This window comes from Halobellus inordinatus (assembly GCF_024498335.1).
In the GTDB taxonomy this organism is placed as follows: Archaea; Halobacteriota; Halobacteria; order Halobacteriales; family Haloferacaceae; genus Haloquadratum; species Haloquadratum inordinatus.
Genome location: NZ_CP101825.1, coordinates 2,111,751 through 2,125,412, shown reverse-complemented (window position 1 = coordinate 2,125,412; position 13,662 = coordinate 2,111,751). Strand labels below are relative to the sequence as shown.

Genomic DNA, 13,662 nt, shown 5'->3' with positions numbered 1-13,662 from the left:
AAACTGCTCTCCCGAGGCGTGGTATCATACGTAGTTTCGCGCCCGCGCGTGCGAGGGTTTAAGAATGGAGGTAGCTTAACGAAGACACGTTCAATGTCACGCGATACTGAGTACGGGGCCGGGCAGATTCAGGTCCTCGAAGGCTTAGAAGCCGTCAGGAAGCGCCCGGCGATGTACATCGGGTCGACGGACTCGCGAGGGTTACATCACCTCGTCTACGAGGTCGTCGACAACGCGATCGACGAAGCGCTCGCGGGGTACTGCGACCACATCGAAGTCACGCTCCACGACGACGGCTCGGTGTCGGTCTCCGACAACGGCCGGGGCGTCCCGGTCGACACCCACGAGCAGTACGATCGCCCCGCTGTCGAGGTTATTATGACTGTCCTCCACGCCGGCGGGAAGTTCGACAACAAATCCTACCAGGTCTCCGGCGGGCTCCACGGCGTCGGCGTCTCCGTCGTCAACGCGCTGTCGAGCCGCCTCGAAGTCGAGATCAAGCGCGACGGCGCGCTCTGGCGAGACAGCTTCGACCACGGCGAACCCGAGGCGGGCGCCTTCGAGCGCGTCCGCGACCTCGACGAGGACGAAGAGACGGGCACGACCGTTCGTTTCTGGCCCGACGAGGAGATCTTCGAGACGGTCGACTTCGAGTTTTCGACGCTCGAAAACCGACTTCGCGAACTCGCCTTCCTCAACTCCGGCGTCGAGATCCGACTCGTCGAAGAACCCGGTGCCGTCGGCGACGAAGACGACGAGACCGTCCCCGAGGGGCGCTCACGCGAGTTTTGCTACGAGGGCGGCATCCGCGAGTTCGTCCGCTATCTCGACGAGACGAAGACCGTCCTCCACGACGACGTCATCTACTACACCGACACCGAGGACGACATCGAGGTCGAAGTGGCGTTGCAGGCAACAGAGGAACTGCAGGGCTCGATTCACGCCTTCGCAAACAACATCAACACCCGCGAGGGCGGGACCCACCTCACTGGCTTCAAAACGGCGCTGACCCGCGTCGTCAACGACTACGCCAGCGAGCACGACTTGCTGGACGACCTCGACTCCCTGAAGGGCGAGGACGTCCGCGAGGGACTGACCGCAGTCATCTCCGTCAAACACCCCGATCCGCAGTTCGAGGGACAGACGAAGACGAAACTCGGCAACAGCGAAGTGCGCGGGATCACCGAATCCGTCACCCACGAGAAACTGGGGACGTACTTCGAGGAGCATCCCGACACTGCCACAGCGATCGTCAGCAAGGCGGTCGAGGCCGCGAAGGCCCGCAAGGCCGCGAAGCAGGCCGAAGAACTCACCCGCCGGAAATCCGCGCTGGAGTCGACGTCGCTGCCGGGTAAACTCGCGGACTGTCAGAGCCGCGATCCCGCCGAGTCCGAGCTGTTCGTCGTCGAGGGCGACTCCGCGGGCGGTAGCGCAAAGCAGGGTCGCGACCGCCGCTTCCAGGCTATCCTCCCGATCAAAGGGAAGATCCTGAACGTCGAGAAACACCGGCTCGACCGCGTGCTGGAGAACGACGAAGTGCGAGCGCTCATCACCGCGATCGGCGCGGGTGTCGGTGAGGAGTTCGACATCGAGGACGTCCGCTACGAGCGGATCATCCTGATGACGGACGCCGACGTCGACGGCGCACACATCCGGACGCTGCTTCTGACGCTGTTGTATCGCCATATGCGGCCGCTCGTCGAAGCGGGCTACGTCTACGCGGCCAAGCCGCCGTTGTACCGCGTCCGCTACCGCGGGGAGACCTACGACGCGATGACGGAGGCCGAACGCGACCGCATCATCGAAGAGAAGTGCAACGGCAACCCCACGCAGGTCCAGCGGTTCAAGGGCCTCGGTGAAATGAACCCCGATCAGCTCTGGGATACGACGATGAACCCCGAGAACCGGGTTCTCAAGCAGATCACCGTAGAGGACGCCGCTGCGGCGGACAAGATGTTTTCCGTGCTGATGGGCGACGCCGTCGAACCGCGCAAGCAGTTCATCAAAGACCGAGCGACCGAAGCCGAATGGGTGGACATATAGATGAGTTCTGACGCACCAGAGGCCTTCGATCCCGGGGCGGGAATCGCCGCGGAGGTCGAGACCGCACGGATCGAACAGGAGATGGAACAGTCTTACATCGACTACGCGATGTCGGTCATCGCGGGGCGGGCACTCCCGGACGTCCGGGACGGCCTCAAACCCGTCCACCGGCGCATCCTCTATGCGATGCACGAGTCGGGCATCACCGCCCGCTCCTCGCACCGGAAGTCGTCCTCGATCGTCGGCGAGACGATGGGTGATTACCACCCGCACGGCGACTCGGCGATCTACGACACGCTCGCACGGATGGCGCAGGACTTCTCGATGCGCTACCCGCTCGTCGACGGTCAGGGGAACTTCGGCTCCGTCGACGGCGACCCGCCGGCGGCGATGCGGTACACGGAGGCGCGGATGGCTCCCATCGCCGAGGAACTCCTCGACGACATCGAGATGGACACCGTCGACTTCCAGTCGAACTACGACGACCGGCTACAGGAGCCCGAGGTCCTGCCCTCGGCGTTCCCGAACCTCCTGGTCAACGGTTCTTCGGGGATCGCAGTCGGGATGTCGACGAACATCCCACCGCACAACCTGGGTGAGGTGATCGACGCGACGACTCACCTCATCGAGAACCCCGACGCCACCGTCGAGGATCTGATGGAGTACGTCAAGGGACCGGACTTCCCGACCGGCGCGAACATCGTCGGCCGCAACGCGATCCACAAGGCGTACAAGACGGGTCGCGGTCGGGTCCGCGTCCGTGCCGAGTTCGAGGTCCAAGACGACCGGATCGTCATCACCGAACTCCCGTATCAGGAGAACAAAGCGCGGCTCGTCGAACGCATCGCCGACGACGTCAACGAAGGGAAGATCGAGGGCATCCGCGATCTGCGCGACGAGTCCGACCGCGACGGCATCCGCGTCGTCGTCGAGCTCAAGCGCGGTGCCAACGCCGAGATCGTCAAAAACCAACTGCTGGAACACCACCTCGAATCGACGTTCGGCGTCATCAACCTCGCGCTCGTCGACGGCCAACCAAAGGTCCTCACGCTGAAAGAGACGCTCGCAGAGTACGTCGAGCACCGGCGCGACGTCGTCCGTCGCCGTTCGGCGTACGAACTCGACGAGCGGAAAGAGCGCGCCCACATTCTCGAAGGCCGACTGCAAGCTCTAGAGAACGTCGACGACGTCGTTTCCGTCATCCGAAACTCCGAGAGCCGTGACGACGCGAAAGCCGCACTGCGCGGCGAGCACGTCGTCGAGGCGGACGGCGAGCCGCTGCCGTCTTTCGACTTCTCGGAAGCGCAGGCCGATCACATCGTCGCGATGCAGCTCGGGTCGCTCACTGCGATGGAAGCCGACGAGATCGAATCCGAGTACGAGGAGGTCCAAGAACGGATCGAGCGCCTCGAAACGATCCTCGAGGACCCCGACGAACTCGACGCCGTCGTCACAGACGAACTGGCGAAGATCAAAGACGAATACGACGACGACCGGCGGACGTCGATCATCGAAGACACCGGCACGGTCACACACGAGGACCTCATCGCCGAGGAGGACGTCGTGGTCGTCGTCACCGAGGACGACTACATCAAGCGGATGCCGCTGGACAGCTTCCGCGCCCAGCACCGCGGCGGGAAGGGGATCATCGGCACCGAATTGAAGGAAGGCGACCGGGTCTCCTCGGTGTACGTCGCGAGCACTCACGATTATCTGCTGTACTTCACCAACCACGGACAGGTCTATCAGCTGAAGACCTATCAGGTTCCGGAGATGTCACGCACCGCCCGCGGGAAGTCTGCCGTCAATCTGCTCGATCTCGACGACGGCGAGGAGATCACCGCCGTCGTCAACACCGCCGAGATCGAATCCGAGGAGGAGAAGTACCTCACGATGGCGACCCGGAACGGGTACGTCAAGCGGACGAGCGTCGAAAAGTTCCAGAACATCCGTTCGACGGGGATCATCGCGACGAAACTCGACGACGAGGACGCCCTCGCCGACGTCGAAGTCACCGACGGGAGTCGGGACCTGATCCTCGCGAGTCGCGACGGAATGGCGATCCGCTTCGCCGAGGACGAAGTCCGGTCGATGGGCCGCTCGGCCCGCGGCGTCCGCGGGATCGACCTGGAGGGCGGCGACGAGGTCGCCGCGCTGGCGGCCGTCGAACCTGACCGCCACGAGTGGGTCCTCACCGTCACCGAGAACGGCTACGGCAAGCGGACCGACGTCGGACAGTACCGCCGACAGTCCCGGAACGGGAAGGGCCTCATCGACATCAAGACGAACGACCGCAACGGCCGCGTCTGTGAGTTAGAGACGGTCGGCCCCGGCGACCACCTGTTCGTGATGAGCGGTGACGGGCAGATCCTCCGGACGCCCGTCGAAGACGTCTCCATCGTGGGCCGAAACACGATGGGCGTCATCGTGATGGATCTCGCCGCCGGCGACGCCGTCGCGAGCGTCGACGTGCACTTCGCGGCGGGTGCGGAGGACGAACTCGAAGACGAAGCCGAGGCTGAAGTCGACGCCGTCGCTGACGCCGATACCGAAGCGAAATAACGGCGTTCAGGGCGAGCGGTCATCTCGCCGACGGTTCACCGGAAATCCGGTGTGCGGTGACGTCGCATAGAGCGTCAGAGGATCTGTTTTCCGAGCGCGCTCGCCGCCAACTCGACCGCGAGCGACGCCGTTTCGTTGCGTTCGTCGAGGATCGGATTGATCTCGACGAGTTCGATCGAGCGGAGGCAGTCGCGGTCGGCGACCGCTTCGAGCGCCGAGTGGGCTTCGCGGTACGTGACGCCGCCGCGAACGGGGGTCCCGACGCCCGGTGCTTCACGGGGATCGAGCCAGTCGAGATCGAGGCTCACGTGGAGACCGTCTGTTCCAGTGGTGGCCACGTCGAGCGCATCGTCGACGACGTTCGTGATCCCCCGTTCGTCGATGTCGGACATCGTGAAGGTGGTCACGTCGGTCTCTGCGATCGCTTTGCGTTCGCGCTCGTCGACGTCGCGAAGCCCGACGATCGCGACGTTTTCGGGGCGCAGTCCGCTCGCGTTGGCCCACGCGACGTCGGCGAACTCGCCGATGCCGAGGACGGCCGCCAGCGGCATCCCGTGGACGTTCCCCGACGGCGACGTCTCCGGGGTGTTGCAGTCGCCGTGGGCGTCGAACCACACGACACCGATCTCGGCGTCGCGCGCCGACCCGGTCACAGAGCCGATCGCGACCGAGTGGTCGCCGCCGAGTACGAGCGGTACCTCGCCGTCCGCGAGTGACCCCTCGACGCGATCCGCGAGACTCGTCACGACTTCGCGAGTTTCGCGGAGAAACTTCGCTCGTCCGGAGGGGAGCGTCTCGGCGTCCGGGTCGCGTTCTTCGGCGTGCGGCGCGAGGACGTCGCCGTCGTCGACAGCCTCGACTCCCGTGCGTTCCAGTTCTTCGGCGAGTCCGGCGTACCTGATCGCCGAGGGCCCCATATCTACGCCCCGTCGGTTCGCGCCGTAGTCCGTCGGCGCGCCGATGATACGTACGGTCGTCATACGTCGACCGTAGGCGTCGCTGCCACCTTACGCCTGGCGTTGCTATCCTGATCCTCGCTTACTCCAGATACGGTTCACAGACGCGGGAGACGCCCTCCTCGAAGGAGATTTCGGGCTCCCAGCCGGTCGCCTCGCGCATCTTCGTGCTGTCTGCCATCGTGTCGTGGACGTAGACGTCGAGTGGGTTCTCGACGTACTCGGGGTCGACGTCGGTGCCGAGTACGTCGTTTATCATCTCGATCATCGTGTTGAAGGTGTAGCTCTCGCCGGTGCCGAGGTTGTAGACGCCCTGGAGTTCGTGCTCGGCCGCGAGTTCGATCCCGCGGACGATGTCGTCGACGTGGGTGAAATCCCGCGTCTGGGAACCGTCGCCGAACACTTTCGGCCGTTCGCCGTTCGCGATCTTCTCGGCGAACTGCGCGACCGTGTTGGCGTACTCGCCTTTGTGTTCCTCGGCGCCGCCGTAGCCCTGATAGACGGAGAAAAAGCGCAGGCCCGCCAGCGTCATCTCGTAGTGGTGGTGGAAGTACTCGCCGTACTTCTCGCGAGCGAGCTTCGAGGCCTCATAGCAGGTGCGCGCCTCGACCGGGAGGTCTTCGGGAGAGGGCTCGGTCCGCGAGCCGTAGATCGACGACGTAGAGGCGTAGACGACGGTCTCACAGCCGTCTTCGCGGGCCTGCTCGACGGCGTTGACGAAGCCCTCGACGTTCACGCGGGTCGCCTCGCGCTTGTGTTCTTCGGCCATCGTGTACGAGGAGTACGCCGCGAGGTGGAACAACACGTCCACGCCCTCGGTGGGCAGGTCGTCGTCGAGGACGCTCGCGTCGACGAACTCGACCCCGTCGTCGAGATTCTCGGGCGTCCCGAGGTGGAGATCGTCGACGGCGACGACGTCGTTCCGCTCGGCCAGGTGGTTCGCGAGATTCGAGCCGATGAATCCGGCACCCCCAGTCACGAGGATCCGTTGATCTTCCATACCGATCACACGAACGAGGATTCACAAAGCCGTACCGGATCGGTCAGTGGGAGACCCACTGCTGATAGGGTGGCTCCGAGCGAGCAGAAAAACGTGACGAACGCGCCTGAATCGGAAGAAAATCGGGAGACTGTTTCACACTGTATCCATCCATCCACCGGATTTAAGACCGTATGCGGCGAACGATTGGATATGTCATCGATTGAGCTGACGTCCAGTCAGAAAACTATCCTGACCGCACTCATCAACCTTCACCGCGAGAGCGAAGACGCGGTAAAGGGCGAGGACATCGCCGCTGAAGTCGACCGCAACCCCGGGACGATCCGAAACCAGATGCAGAGCCTCAAAGCCCTCCAGCTCGTCGAAGGCGTACCTGGCCCGAAAGGTGGCTACAAGCCGACGGCGAACGCCTACGAAGCGCTCGACGTGAACCAGATGGACGAGCCGGCGTTCGTCCCGCTGTTCCACGACGGCGAGGAAGTCGAGAACGTCAACGTCGACGAGATCGACCTCTCGTCGGTCCACCACCCGGAACTGTGCCGCGCGGAGATCCACGTTCAGGGTTCGGTCCGTGACTTCCACGAAGGCGACGACGTGACTGTCGGTCCGACACCGCTCTCGAAACTCGTGATCGAGGGCGTCGTCGACGGCAAGGACGACACGGGCAACATCCTCATCCTCCGCATCAAGGATATGCGCGCGCCCGTCGGCGAAGCGTCGCACTGAGAGTACGTCACGGCTGCGACTCCGTCGGCTCTCTCCAATTCTGAGCAACCCTCTCGGTTCCTCGTTCTTCGCTGTGTTCCACCGAACAGCGCCGCTGCTCGCGAGCAGCGACGAAGCGAGAGCACGAGGAGAAAAACGGACGGGTGAGGTGGAATCCCGTCCCCGGTCAAGAGAGAGTCTCTGCAGCCGTTCTCACATACTGTCCCACGCGTCGATCGCGTGGCGCGGCGAGGCGACGTCGGCGATCCAGCGTGCGGCGATCGCCTTCTTGAGGTTTCGCGCGGCCGGTCCGCCGAAGACGCTCACCGGGAAACTCCCGAGAACGGGAAGTTTGACGTCGTGAGCGACGGCGTCGTCGCCGACGGAGACGACCGTCCCCTTGTCGTCGTGACGCCACGTCTTGAGCGGCTTGCCGGCGACGGCGCGAGCGACGTTCTCGCCGGCGACGTCGGCGGCCTGCCAGGCGGCCTGCGCCGTCGGCGGCGCGACGGAGTCGGGACCCTGCTCGACGAGTGCGGTGTCGCCGAGCGCGAAGACGCGCTCGTCCGAGGTCTGGAAGTCGGCGTCGGCGAAGACGCGGTGGGAGCGCTCGTCCTGGTCGAGGTCGACGCCGTGGACTTCCTCGTGGCCGGTGATGCCGCCGGTCCAGATCAGCGTGTCGTAGGCGAGTTCTTCGGGCTCTTCGTCCTCGCCGCCGCCGAGGTAGGCGAACTCGTCGTCGACCTTCGAGATGAAGTCGCCGGTGAGGATCTCGATGTCGAGATCCTCCAGTCGCTTGCGGAGCGCACCCTGGAGTTCCGGGTCGTTGCCCGGGAAGACCTCGTCGAGGCCCTCGACGAGCGTGACGTCGATCGGGGCGCGGTGTTCGTCGCGGTACTCGGCGATCTCGCCGGCCGTCTGGATGCCCGAGAGGCCGGCCCCGCCGACGATGATCTCCGCGGGGTCGTCGCGGGAGGCTTCCTCTGCGGCCTGCTTTACGTCCGCGTGGATCGACCGGGCGTCGTCGAGGCTCTTCAGTTCGTGGGCGTGCTCTTTGAGCCCCTCGATGCCGAAGAAGGCGGTGCTCGATCCGATCGCGAGCAGGAGGTAGTCGTATTCGATCTCTTCGTCTTCGAGTTCGACGACGCGCTCGTCGACGTCGACGTCGGTGACGTGGCCCTTGACGAACTCCGTCGAGGGCGATTTGATGTCGTCGATCGGGATCGCGATCTTCGATTCGACGCTTGGATCGCGGATACAGCGGTGGACCTCGTGCAGGACGAGGTGATAATCGTGCTCCGAGATCCACGTGAGGTCTGTCCCCGGATCGAGTTCTTCTTCGAGACGCGCGACGGCACCAGCACCCGCGTAGCCGGAACCGACGACGACGACCTGCGTACTCATAGACGTTTCTGCGGCGGCATCGGATAAAGGAACTGCGGAATGCGGCTCGGGTTCACGTGGGAGGCAGCGTCGCTCACTCGATGGAAAGCCCCGGGTGCCAGTGGTCGACGCCGGCCTCGCGCTTCGCCTCGTCCATCTTCGCGAGCAGGTGTACGGCCAGGCTCGCGGTTTCCGCCGCGCGGGATTCGCCTTCCGCTCGGAACTCGCCCGTGACGCGGTTCGCGTAGACGGAGCAGACAGCCCCCGCACGGAGCCCGTAGACGTTCGCGACGGTGAGAAGCGCAGCGGCCTCCATCTCGATGTTCTTCACGTTCGCCTCCTGGAGTTCCTTCACCAACGTCTCCGAGCCGGCCGCGCGGAACCCCTCGAAGCCGGGGCGACCCTGTCCCGCATAGAAGGAATCGGCGCTCATCGTCAGCCCGACGTGGTAGTCGTGGCCCAACCGCTCGGCGGCGGCGACGAGCGCGGCGACGACTTCGTGGTCCGCGACGGCCGGGTAGTCCTCGCGGACGTACTCCTTCGAGGTGCCTTCCTGACGGACGGCACCGGAGGTGATGACGAGGTCGCCGACCGCCATCTCGGGCTGGATGGCCCCGCAGGACCCGACACGAATGAAGGTGTCTGCCCCGACGCGAGCGAGCTCTTCGATGGCAATCGCGGCGGAGGGACTGCCGATGCCCGTCGACGTGACTGAGATCGGCGTCTCCCCGTAGGTCCCGGTGGCCGTGCGGTACTCGCGGTGACTGGCTCGCTCCTCGTAGTCGTCCCACAGCGCGGTGATCTTGTCGACGCGCTCGGGGTTGCCCGGGAGGAGGACGCTGTCTGCGACGTCGTCGGGGCCGACGGCGACGTGATACTGGACCTCGTCGTTCGGGTCTTCGCTGTCGCTCATAGGTACTCTCCCGGGCGCATCGAAAATATACTGTCGGCTGGGTTCGGGAAAAGCCCGCTACTGATCGGTGTCGCCGCTGCTGTCGTCGGCGTCGTCGTGCTGACTCTCTCCCTCCCGCTGCTCCGCGGCCGCAGAGAGCGTCTCCAGCGAGATCGTGTTCGGCAGGAGTTCCCCGAGCGTGTACGTCGACGTGTCGTCGCCGCCCTCGTCGCAGACGACTTCGAGGTCCGCGTCGGCGAACTCCGCGAGCGTCTGGCGACACATCCCACACGGCGTCACGCCGTCGCGGGCGCCGGAGGAGACCGCGATCCGGTCGAACTCTCGGTGGCCGTCTCGGACCGCCGACGCGATCGCGACTTCCTCGGCGTGGAGGCTGTTCGAGTAGTTCGCGTTCTCGATGTTGCAGCCGACGTACACGGTGCCGTCGGCCGTTCTGAGCGCCGCGCCGACCCGATACTCCGAGTACGGGACGTAGGCGTCTGCGAGCGCGTCGCGAGCGCGTTCGACGAGGTCGTCTGTCATCGCCCGGCGGTTCGTCCGGGGGGCGTTTGTACGTTGTCGTCCCCGGGAGAACGTCCGCGAGGGCCGTCAGCGGTCGACACGTCAAAGGGCAAGTGAAAAGCCACTCCCGGCCGTAGCGAGCGTGTGCACTCGGATACAGACACTGACGCCGAGGGAGGCGGCGACGCGCCCGACTCGGACGTCGAGACGGCGGACGCCGGGACGCCCGGACTCGGCCGACGAATTATGCTGGTGCTGGGCGCGACGATCGTCGCGATTTCGGGCGGCGTCGGTCTGCTCGTTGGCGGTAACGGCGCGGAGTCGGCCTCCGAGGCGGCCGTTCTGGGCACCTCGGTGACGATTCCGCTGACGCCCGGCGCGGTCGCACTCTACGGGATCGTAGTCTCGACGCTCGTCCTCGCAGTCCTGTTCGGCCTGGTCGAACTCGCCTCCCGTGCGGAGGCCGACGCCGGGGATCCAGACGCTCAGCGCTAAGCGCCGCATCGAGGACCATCTCTGACGAGCGGCCTCTACGTGCGAGAGACAGCGCGGCGCTTTTGTCGCTGCAGTCCCGACAGCGCAGTATGGCTTCAACCACGTCGGCCGACGACCGCGCGGACGCCGCGGCGACCGACGAGGAGTTCGATCCGAACGCGCCGCTCCAATCGGAGACCGGGAACAGAAACCGCAAGCGGGCAGCGCTCGCCGTCGCGCCGTTTCTCGCGATCGGACTCGGCAACGTCGTCTTGCTCCTCGGCTGGGGGATCGAGCCGCTGTGGGCGTTCGCGCTCCTCCCGCCGATCCTCTTCTGTACGGTCCTGGCGTACCTCGTTTTCAGTACCGACTTCCTCGACGGTCGGACCTAAAACGAGGCCGATCACCCGCCGCGTCAGCGAGACTGACCTCAGCTGCCGGTATCGTACTTGTAGGTCGCTTCCTCGGGGTCGATCCCGAAGTCCTCGGCTGTCTCCTCGACGGGGACTTCACCGTCTTCGGGTTCGTCTGCCGGAGCGGCGTTCTTGAACCGCTCGCGGTACTCCTCGGGGACCGTGAAGTCATCCGCGTGCACGCGCATCGCGATGACCTCGTCGCCGCGCTCTGCTCTGACCGTTTCGAGCCGGGACGCGACGGGCTCGGGAAGGTCGCCGGATTCTAGCGGCTCGAAGCCGAACGGCGTGAAGTACGACGGCTGGCGTGTGAACGTGTAAACCGCCTCGTAGCCCTCGTCGCCCGCCTCGGCGACGAGTCGCTCGATGACGTGCGCGGCGACGCCCTGCTGTCGCCACGGCGGGAGCGTGTAGACGAACGCGAGTTCACAGAAGTTGCCGGCCTCCGTCTTGTGGACGCGAATGCGTCCGAAGCCGGCCTTACGAGAGGACTCCTCGTCGAGCGCGATCACGTAGTCCCGGGAGCGAAACGCGGGATCGTCGATTTCGGCCTCCTCGATCCTGTCGAGTAGCCAGACCTCGTCGCGATTTTTGGCGTCCCGGACGTACATACTCGGTGATACGACACCGGGATGCAAGTGTATTGCGGAGCCGTCTGTCGAACCACGGCGCACAGGCAACACCTTTGTATCGGTCTGCGTTCTACGAGCGCACGATGGCTCGTCTCTTGCCCTCCCAGTCCGAGCCCGACGTCGACGCCTCGCCGCGCGTCGTCGGACTCGACGACGACGATGCCGACGACCTGCTGTCGGCGCTCTCCTCGGGGACCGCACGGCAGATTCTCTCGGCGCTTCACGAGGAGCCGACCAACCCCGCCGCCCTCGCGGATGCGGTCGATACGTCCCTGCAGAACGTCCAGTATCACATCCAGCGGCTCGAAGACGCTGGCGCCGTAGAAGTCGTCGACACGGCGTACTCGGAGAAAGGCCGCGAGATGAACGTATACGCGCCCGCAGACCGCCCGCTCGTGGTCGTCGCGGCCGACGGCGAGGAAACCGCCGGCCTCTCGGCGGCGCTCAAGCGACTGCTCGGCGGCGTCGCAGTCGTCGGGCTCGTGAGCATCCTCGCGCAGGTCGCGATCGAAGGCCTCCCGTTCGGCGCGCAAACCGGCGGGGCCGACGGCGGCGTGTCCGTCCAGACGACTGAATCGACCCGGATCGCGACCGAGACGGCCGCCAGTTCGGGGTTCCCGCCAGGACTACTCGTGTTTCTCGGCGGTCTCACGGTCCTCCTCGCGTGGTTCGCGGTCTGGTTCGTCCGCCAGCGATAGCGGCACGACGGCGCGGCTCGCACCGTCGGTCCCCTTCCCCGAAGAATCTTCTCCCGTAAGTATTCGTACCCTGACCCACAAGAGGCAGGTATGAATCACCCGGGCGAGGTCGAGGGTATCGCCGTCGGCGTCGACGCGGACGGCGACAACATCCCCGCGGTCGTGGTCGCGGCGCGGTCCGAGCTGTTGCCGATCGTCGTCACGGCCGATCAGGCCCGGGCGATCCAACTCGCGATCGCCGGCGAGTCCTTCGAGCGACCGCTCACACACGACCTTCTGGTGGAGATGCTCACCGAGTTCGGCGGCGCGATCGACAAGGTCCGCATCGACGACATCGCCGACGGCACCTTCTACGCGAAGATCGACGCCGAGCGGTACGACAACGGCGAGCCCCAGCGGTTCGTCTTCGATGCGCGTCCCAGCGACGCGGTCGCGCTCGCGGTCCGCGTCGACTGTCCGATCGAAGTGTCCGACGCCGTCCTCGACGAAGCCGGACAGCCACCGGATCGGTTCGACTTCGGCGAGGGACGCGACGAGGACGTCTCCGACGAGCCCGACGACTTCGACGATTTCGACGATCTTGACGACTTCGGCGGGGGGCGCTGATACGGTCAGCCAACTGTGTAGATCGATTCCTCACTCGGTGTAGCAACATACGCCACAGATTCGTATCCGACAGTGGGAGTGCTACCCGGGCCGTCTACTGGGCATCGGCCTGTCCGCGTACCCTTATCCCGACAGAACTCGAAGGCCCCGCTATGACCCTCTCCGTCGAGACTCCTCCGGTGCCCGAACTCGAAGACACCGTCGATCCAAACGAGTACGAGGACGCAGACGTCGTCGGCGACACCGACTACCGGCGCGCGGACCTCGAAGAACTCCTCCGCGACGGCGCGTGGGTGGACGCCTTCGAGCAGTGGTCTGCCGAGACCGACGTGACCGCCGACGAGTGGGCGATCGTCCTCGACCTCGAGATGCTCTCGCACTTCGACTTCTTCTGGGACGACTTCGCCGACCGCGTGGGGTATCACGCCCCCGGGCTCCCCGAGGACTGGAAAGAACGCGAACTGCACCCCGAGATCACCTCCTGGAAGACGGTCTCAAGCATCAATGCCGGCCTGACCGAACTCGGACAGACCGTCTGTGAGGTGCTGAAAGACGACTACATCACCTGGGAATCGGAGTACGAAGCGCCCGACGATCTGCCTGATTTCTAAAACCCACCTTTTTCCACGGTGGGTTTCCTCGCGGCGCGTCGCGCCGCTGCGGGAACCCACCACGCAAAAACCGGGAGGGAAAAAGGCCGCTCGGCCCGCGTTGCTCGCCTCGCGGTGCAAATCGGTGTGACGACCGCAGAGCGACGCGAGCAGTAGTCCATCGCC

14 protein-coding genes are annotated in these 13,662 nt (G+C 65.2%); 8 read left to right on the top strand and 6 right to left on the bottom strand.

The window, feature by feature from the left end; all coding sequences use genetic code 11:
- Window positions 1-93 precede the first annotated feature (93 nt).
- Both gyrB and gyrA read left to right on the top strand, forming a co-directional pair.
- Complete coding sequence (gene gyrB, locus NO362_RS10785; protein ID WP_256289864.1) at window positions 94-2,043, top strand: DNA topoisomerase (ATP-hydrolyzing) subunit B; 1,950 nt, start codon at window positions 94-96, stop codon at window positions 2,041-2,043.
- Complete coding sequence (gyrA, locus tag NO362_RS10780; protein ID WP_256545247.1) at window positions 2,044-4,605, top strand: DNA gyrase subunit A; 2,562 nt, start codon at window positions 2,044-2,046, stop codon at window positions 4,603-4,605.
- 74 nt (window positions 4,606-4,679) lie between these two features.
- On the opposite strand, the gene rocF is transcribed toward gyrA, so the two are convergent.
- Window positions 4,680-5,585: an arginase gene (gene rocF, locus NO362_RS10775; RefSeq protein ID WP_256545246.1), complete on the bottom strand. Its 906-nt coding sequence runs from the start codon at window positions 5,583-5,585 to the stop codon at window positions 4,680-4,682.
- A gap of 58 nt (window positions 5,586-5,643) precedes the next feature.
- Entirely contained in the window at window positions 5,644-6,561 is a 918-nt protein-coding gene (locus NO362_RS10770; protein WP_256545245.1) for an NAD-dependent epimerase/dehydratase family protein, read from the bottom strand.
- A gap of 192 nt (window positions 6,562-6,753) precedes the next feature.
- On the opposite strand from NO362_RS10770, the gene NO362_RS10765 reads away from it, so the two are divergent.
- Complete coding sequence (locus tag NO362_RS10765) at window positions 6,754-7,287, top strand: Rrf2 family transcriptional regulator (protein WP_121570408.1); 534 nt, start codon at window positions 6,754-6,756, stop codon at window positions 7,285-7,287.
- Between the two features lie 192 nt (window positions 7,288-7,479).
- Here the strand turns inward: NO362_RS10765 and NO362_RS10760 are convergent, their stop codons facing one another.
- From NO362_RS10760 to cdd, 3 genes are all read right to left on the bottom strand, one after another.
- Window positions 7,480-8,670 (bottom strand): NAD(P)/FAD-dependent oxidoreductase, encoded by a 1,191-nt coding sequence (locus tag NO362_RS10760; RefSeq protein ID WP_256545244.1) that lies wholly within the window; start codon window positions 8,668-8,670, stop codon window positions 7,480-7,482.
- A 73-nt stretch (window positions 8,671-8,743) separates the two neighbouring features.
- Window positions 8,744-9,562: a nucleoside phosphorylase gene (locus NO362_RS10755; RefSeq protein ID WP_256545243.1), complete on the bottom strand. Its 819-nt coding sequence runs from the start codon at window positions 9,560-9,562 to the stop codon at window positions 8,744-8,746.
- A 57-nt stretch (window positions 9,563-9,619) separates the two neighbouring features.
- Window positions 9,620-10,084: a cytidine deaminase gene (cdd, locus tag NO362_RS10750; RefSeq protein WP_256545242.1), complete on the bottom strand. Its 465-nt coding sequence runs from the start codon at window positions 10,082-10,084 to the stop codon at window positions 9,620-9,622.
- A gap of 123 nt (window positions 10,085-10,207) precedes the next feature.
- Between cdd and NO362_RS10745 the strand changes: the two genes are divergently transcribed.
- Both NO362_RS10745 and NO362_RS10740 read left to right on the top strand, forming a co-directional pair.
- On the top strand, window positions 10,208-10,558 hold the full coding sequence (locus NO362_RS10745; protein ID WP_256289856.1) for a DUF7520 family protein: 351 nt from the start codon (window positions 10,208-10,210) through the stop codon (window positions 10,556-10,558).
- Window positions 10,559-10,647: 89 nt separating this feature from the next.
- Window positions 10,648-10,929: a DUF8142 family protein gene (locus NO362_RS10740; protein ID WP_256289855.1), complete on the top strand. Its 282-nt coding sequence runs from the start codon at window positions 10,648-10,650 to the stop codon at window positions 10,927-10,929.
- Window positions 10,930-10,967: 38 nt separating this feature from the next.
- On the opposite strand, the gene NO362_RS10735 is transcribed toward NO362_RS10740, so the two are convergent.
- Window positions 10,968-11,561, bottom strand: a complete 594-nt coding sequence (locus tag NO362_RS10735) for a GNAT family N-acetyltransferase (protein ID WP_256289854.1) — start codon at window positions 11,559-11,561, stop codon at window positions 10,968-10,970.
- A gap of 104 nt (window positions 11,562-11,665) precedes the next feature.
- Here NO362_RS10735 and NO362_RS10730 point away from each other — a divergent pair, with 104 nt between their 5' ends.
- The 3 genes from NO362_RS10730 to NO362_RS10720 all read left to right on the top strand — a co-directional run bounded on the left by NO362_RS10730 (window position 11,666) and on the right by NO362_RS10720 (window position 13,497).
- Window positions 11,666-12,280 carry an ArsR/SmtB family transcription factor gene (locus tag NO362_RS10730; protein WP_256545241.1) on the top strand — a complete coding sequence of 205 codons (615 nt, stop codon included), beginning with the start codon at window positions 11,666-11,668 and terminating at the stop codon, window positions 12,278-12,280.
- A 90-nt stretch (window positions 12,281-12,370) separates the two neighbouring features.
- Window positions 12,371-12,886: a bifunctional nuclease family protein gene (locus tag NO362_RS10725; protein ID WP_256545240.1), complete on the top strand. Its 516-nt coding sequence runs from the start codon at window positions 12,371-12,373 to the stop codon at window positions 12,884-12,886.
- Window positions 12,887-13,038: 152 nt separating this feature from the next.
- Window positions 13,039-13,497 carry a DUF7992 family protein gene (locus NO362_RS10720; RefSeq protein WP_256545239.1) on the top strand — a complete coding sequence of 153 codons (459 nt, stop codon included), beginning with the start codon at window positions 13,039-13,041 and terminating at the stop codon, window positions 13,495-13,497.
- Window positions 13,498-13,662 lie beyond the last annotated feature (165 nt).

Excerpts from the sequence above, each read along its gene's own strand:
- gyrB (WP_256289864.1), top strand. The coding sequence starts at position 94 with ATGTCACGCGATACTGAGTACGGGGCCGGGCAGATTCAGGTCCTCGAA.
- gyrA (WP_256545247.1), top strand. The coding sequence starts at position 2,044 with ATGAGTTCTGACGCACCAGAGGCCTTCGATCCCGGGGCGGGAATCGCC.
- rocF (WP_256545246.1), bottom strand. The coding sequence starts at position 5,585 with ATGACGACCGTACGTATCATCGGCGCGCCGACGGACTACGGCGCGAAC.
- NO362_RS10770 (WP_256545245.1), bottom strand. The coding sequence starts at position 6,561 with ATGGAAGATCAACGGATCCTCGTGACTGGGGGTGCCGGATTCATCGGC.
- NO362_RS10765 (WP_121570408.1), top strand. The coding sequence starts at position 6,754 with ATGTCATCGATTGAGCTGACGTCCAGTCAGAAAACTATCCTGACCGCA.
- NO362_RS10760 (WP_256545244.1), bottom strand. The coding sequence starts at position 8,670 with ATGAGTACGCAGGTCGTCGTCGTCGGTTCCGGCTACGCGGGTGCTGGT.
- NO362_RS10755 (WP_256545243.1), bottom strand. The coding sequence starts at position 9,562 with ATGAGCGACAGCGAAGACCCGAACGACGAGGTCCAGTATCACGTCGCC.
- cdd (WP_256545242.1), bottom strand. The coding sequence starts at position 10,084 with ATGACAGACGACCTCGTCGAACGCGCTCGCGACGCGCTCGCAGACGCC.
- NO362_RS10740 (WP_256289855.1), top strand. The coding sequence starts at position 10,648 with ATGGCTTCAACCACGTCGGCCGACGACCGCGCGGACGCCGCGGCGACC.
- NO362_RS10735 (WP_256289854.1), bottom strand. The coding sequence starts at position 11,561 with ATGTACGTCCGGGACGCCAAAAATCGCGACGAGGTCTGGCTACTCGAC.
- NO362_RS10730 (WP_256545241.1), top strand. The coding sequence starts at position 11,666 with ATGGCTCGTCTCTTGCCCTCCCAGTCCGAGCCCGACGTCGACGCCTCG.
- NO362_RS10725 (WP_256545240.1), top strand. The coding sequence starts at position 12,371 with ATGAATCACCCGGGCGAGGTCGAGGGTATCGCCGTCGGCGTCGACGCG.
- NO362_RS10720 (WP_256545239.1), top strand. The coding sequence starts at position 13,039 with ATGACCCTCTCCGTCGAGACTCCTCCGGTGCCCGAACTCGAAGACACC.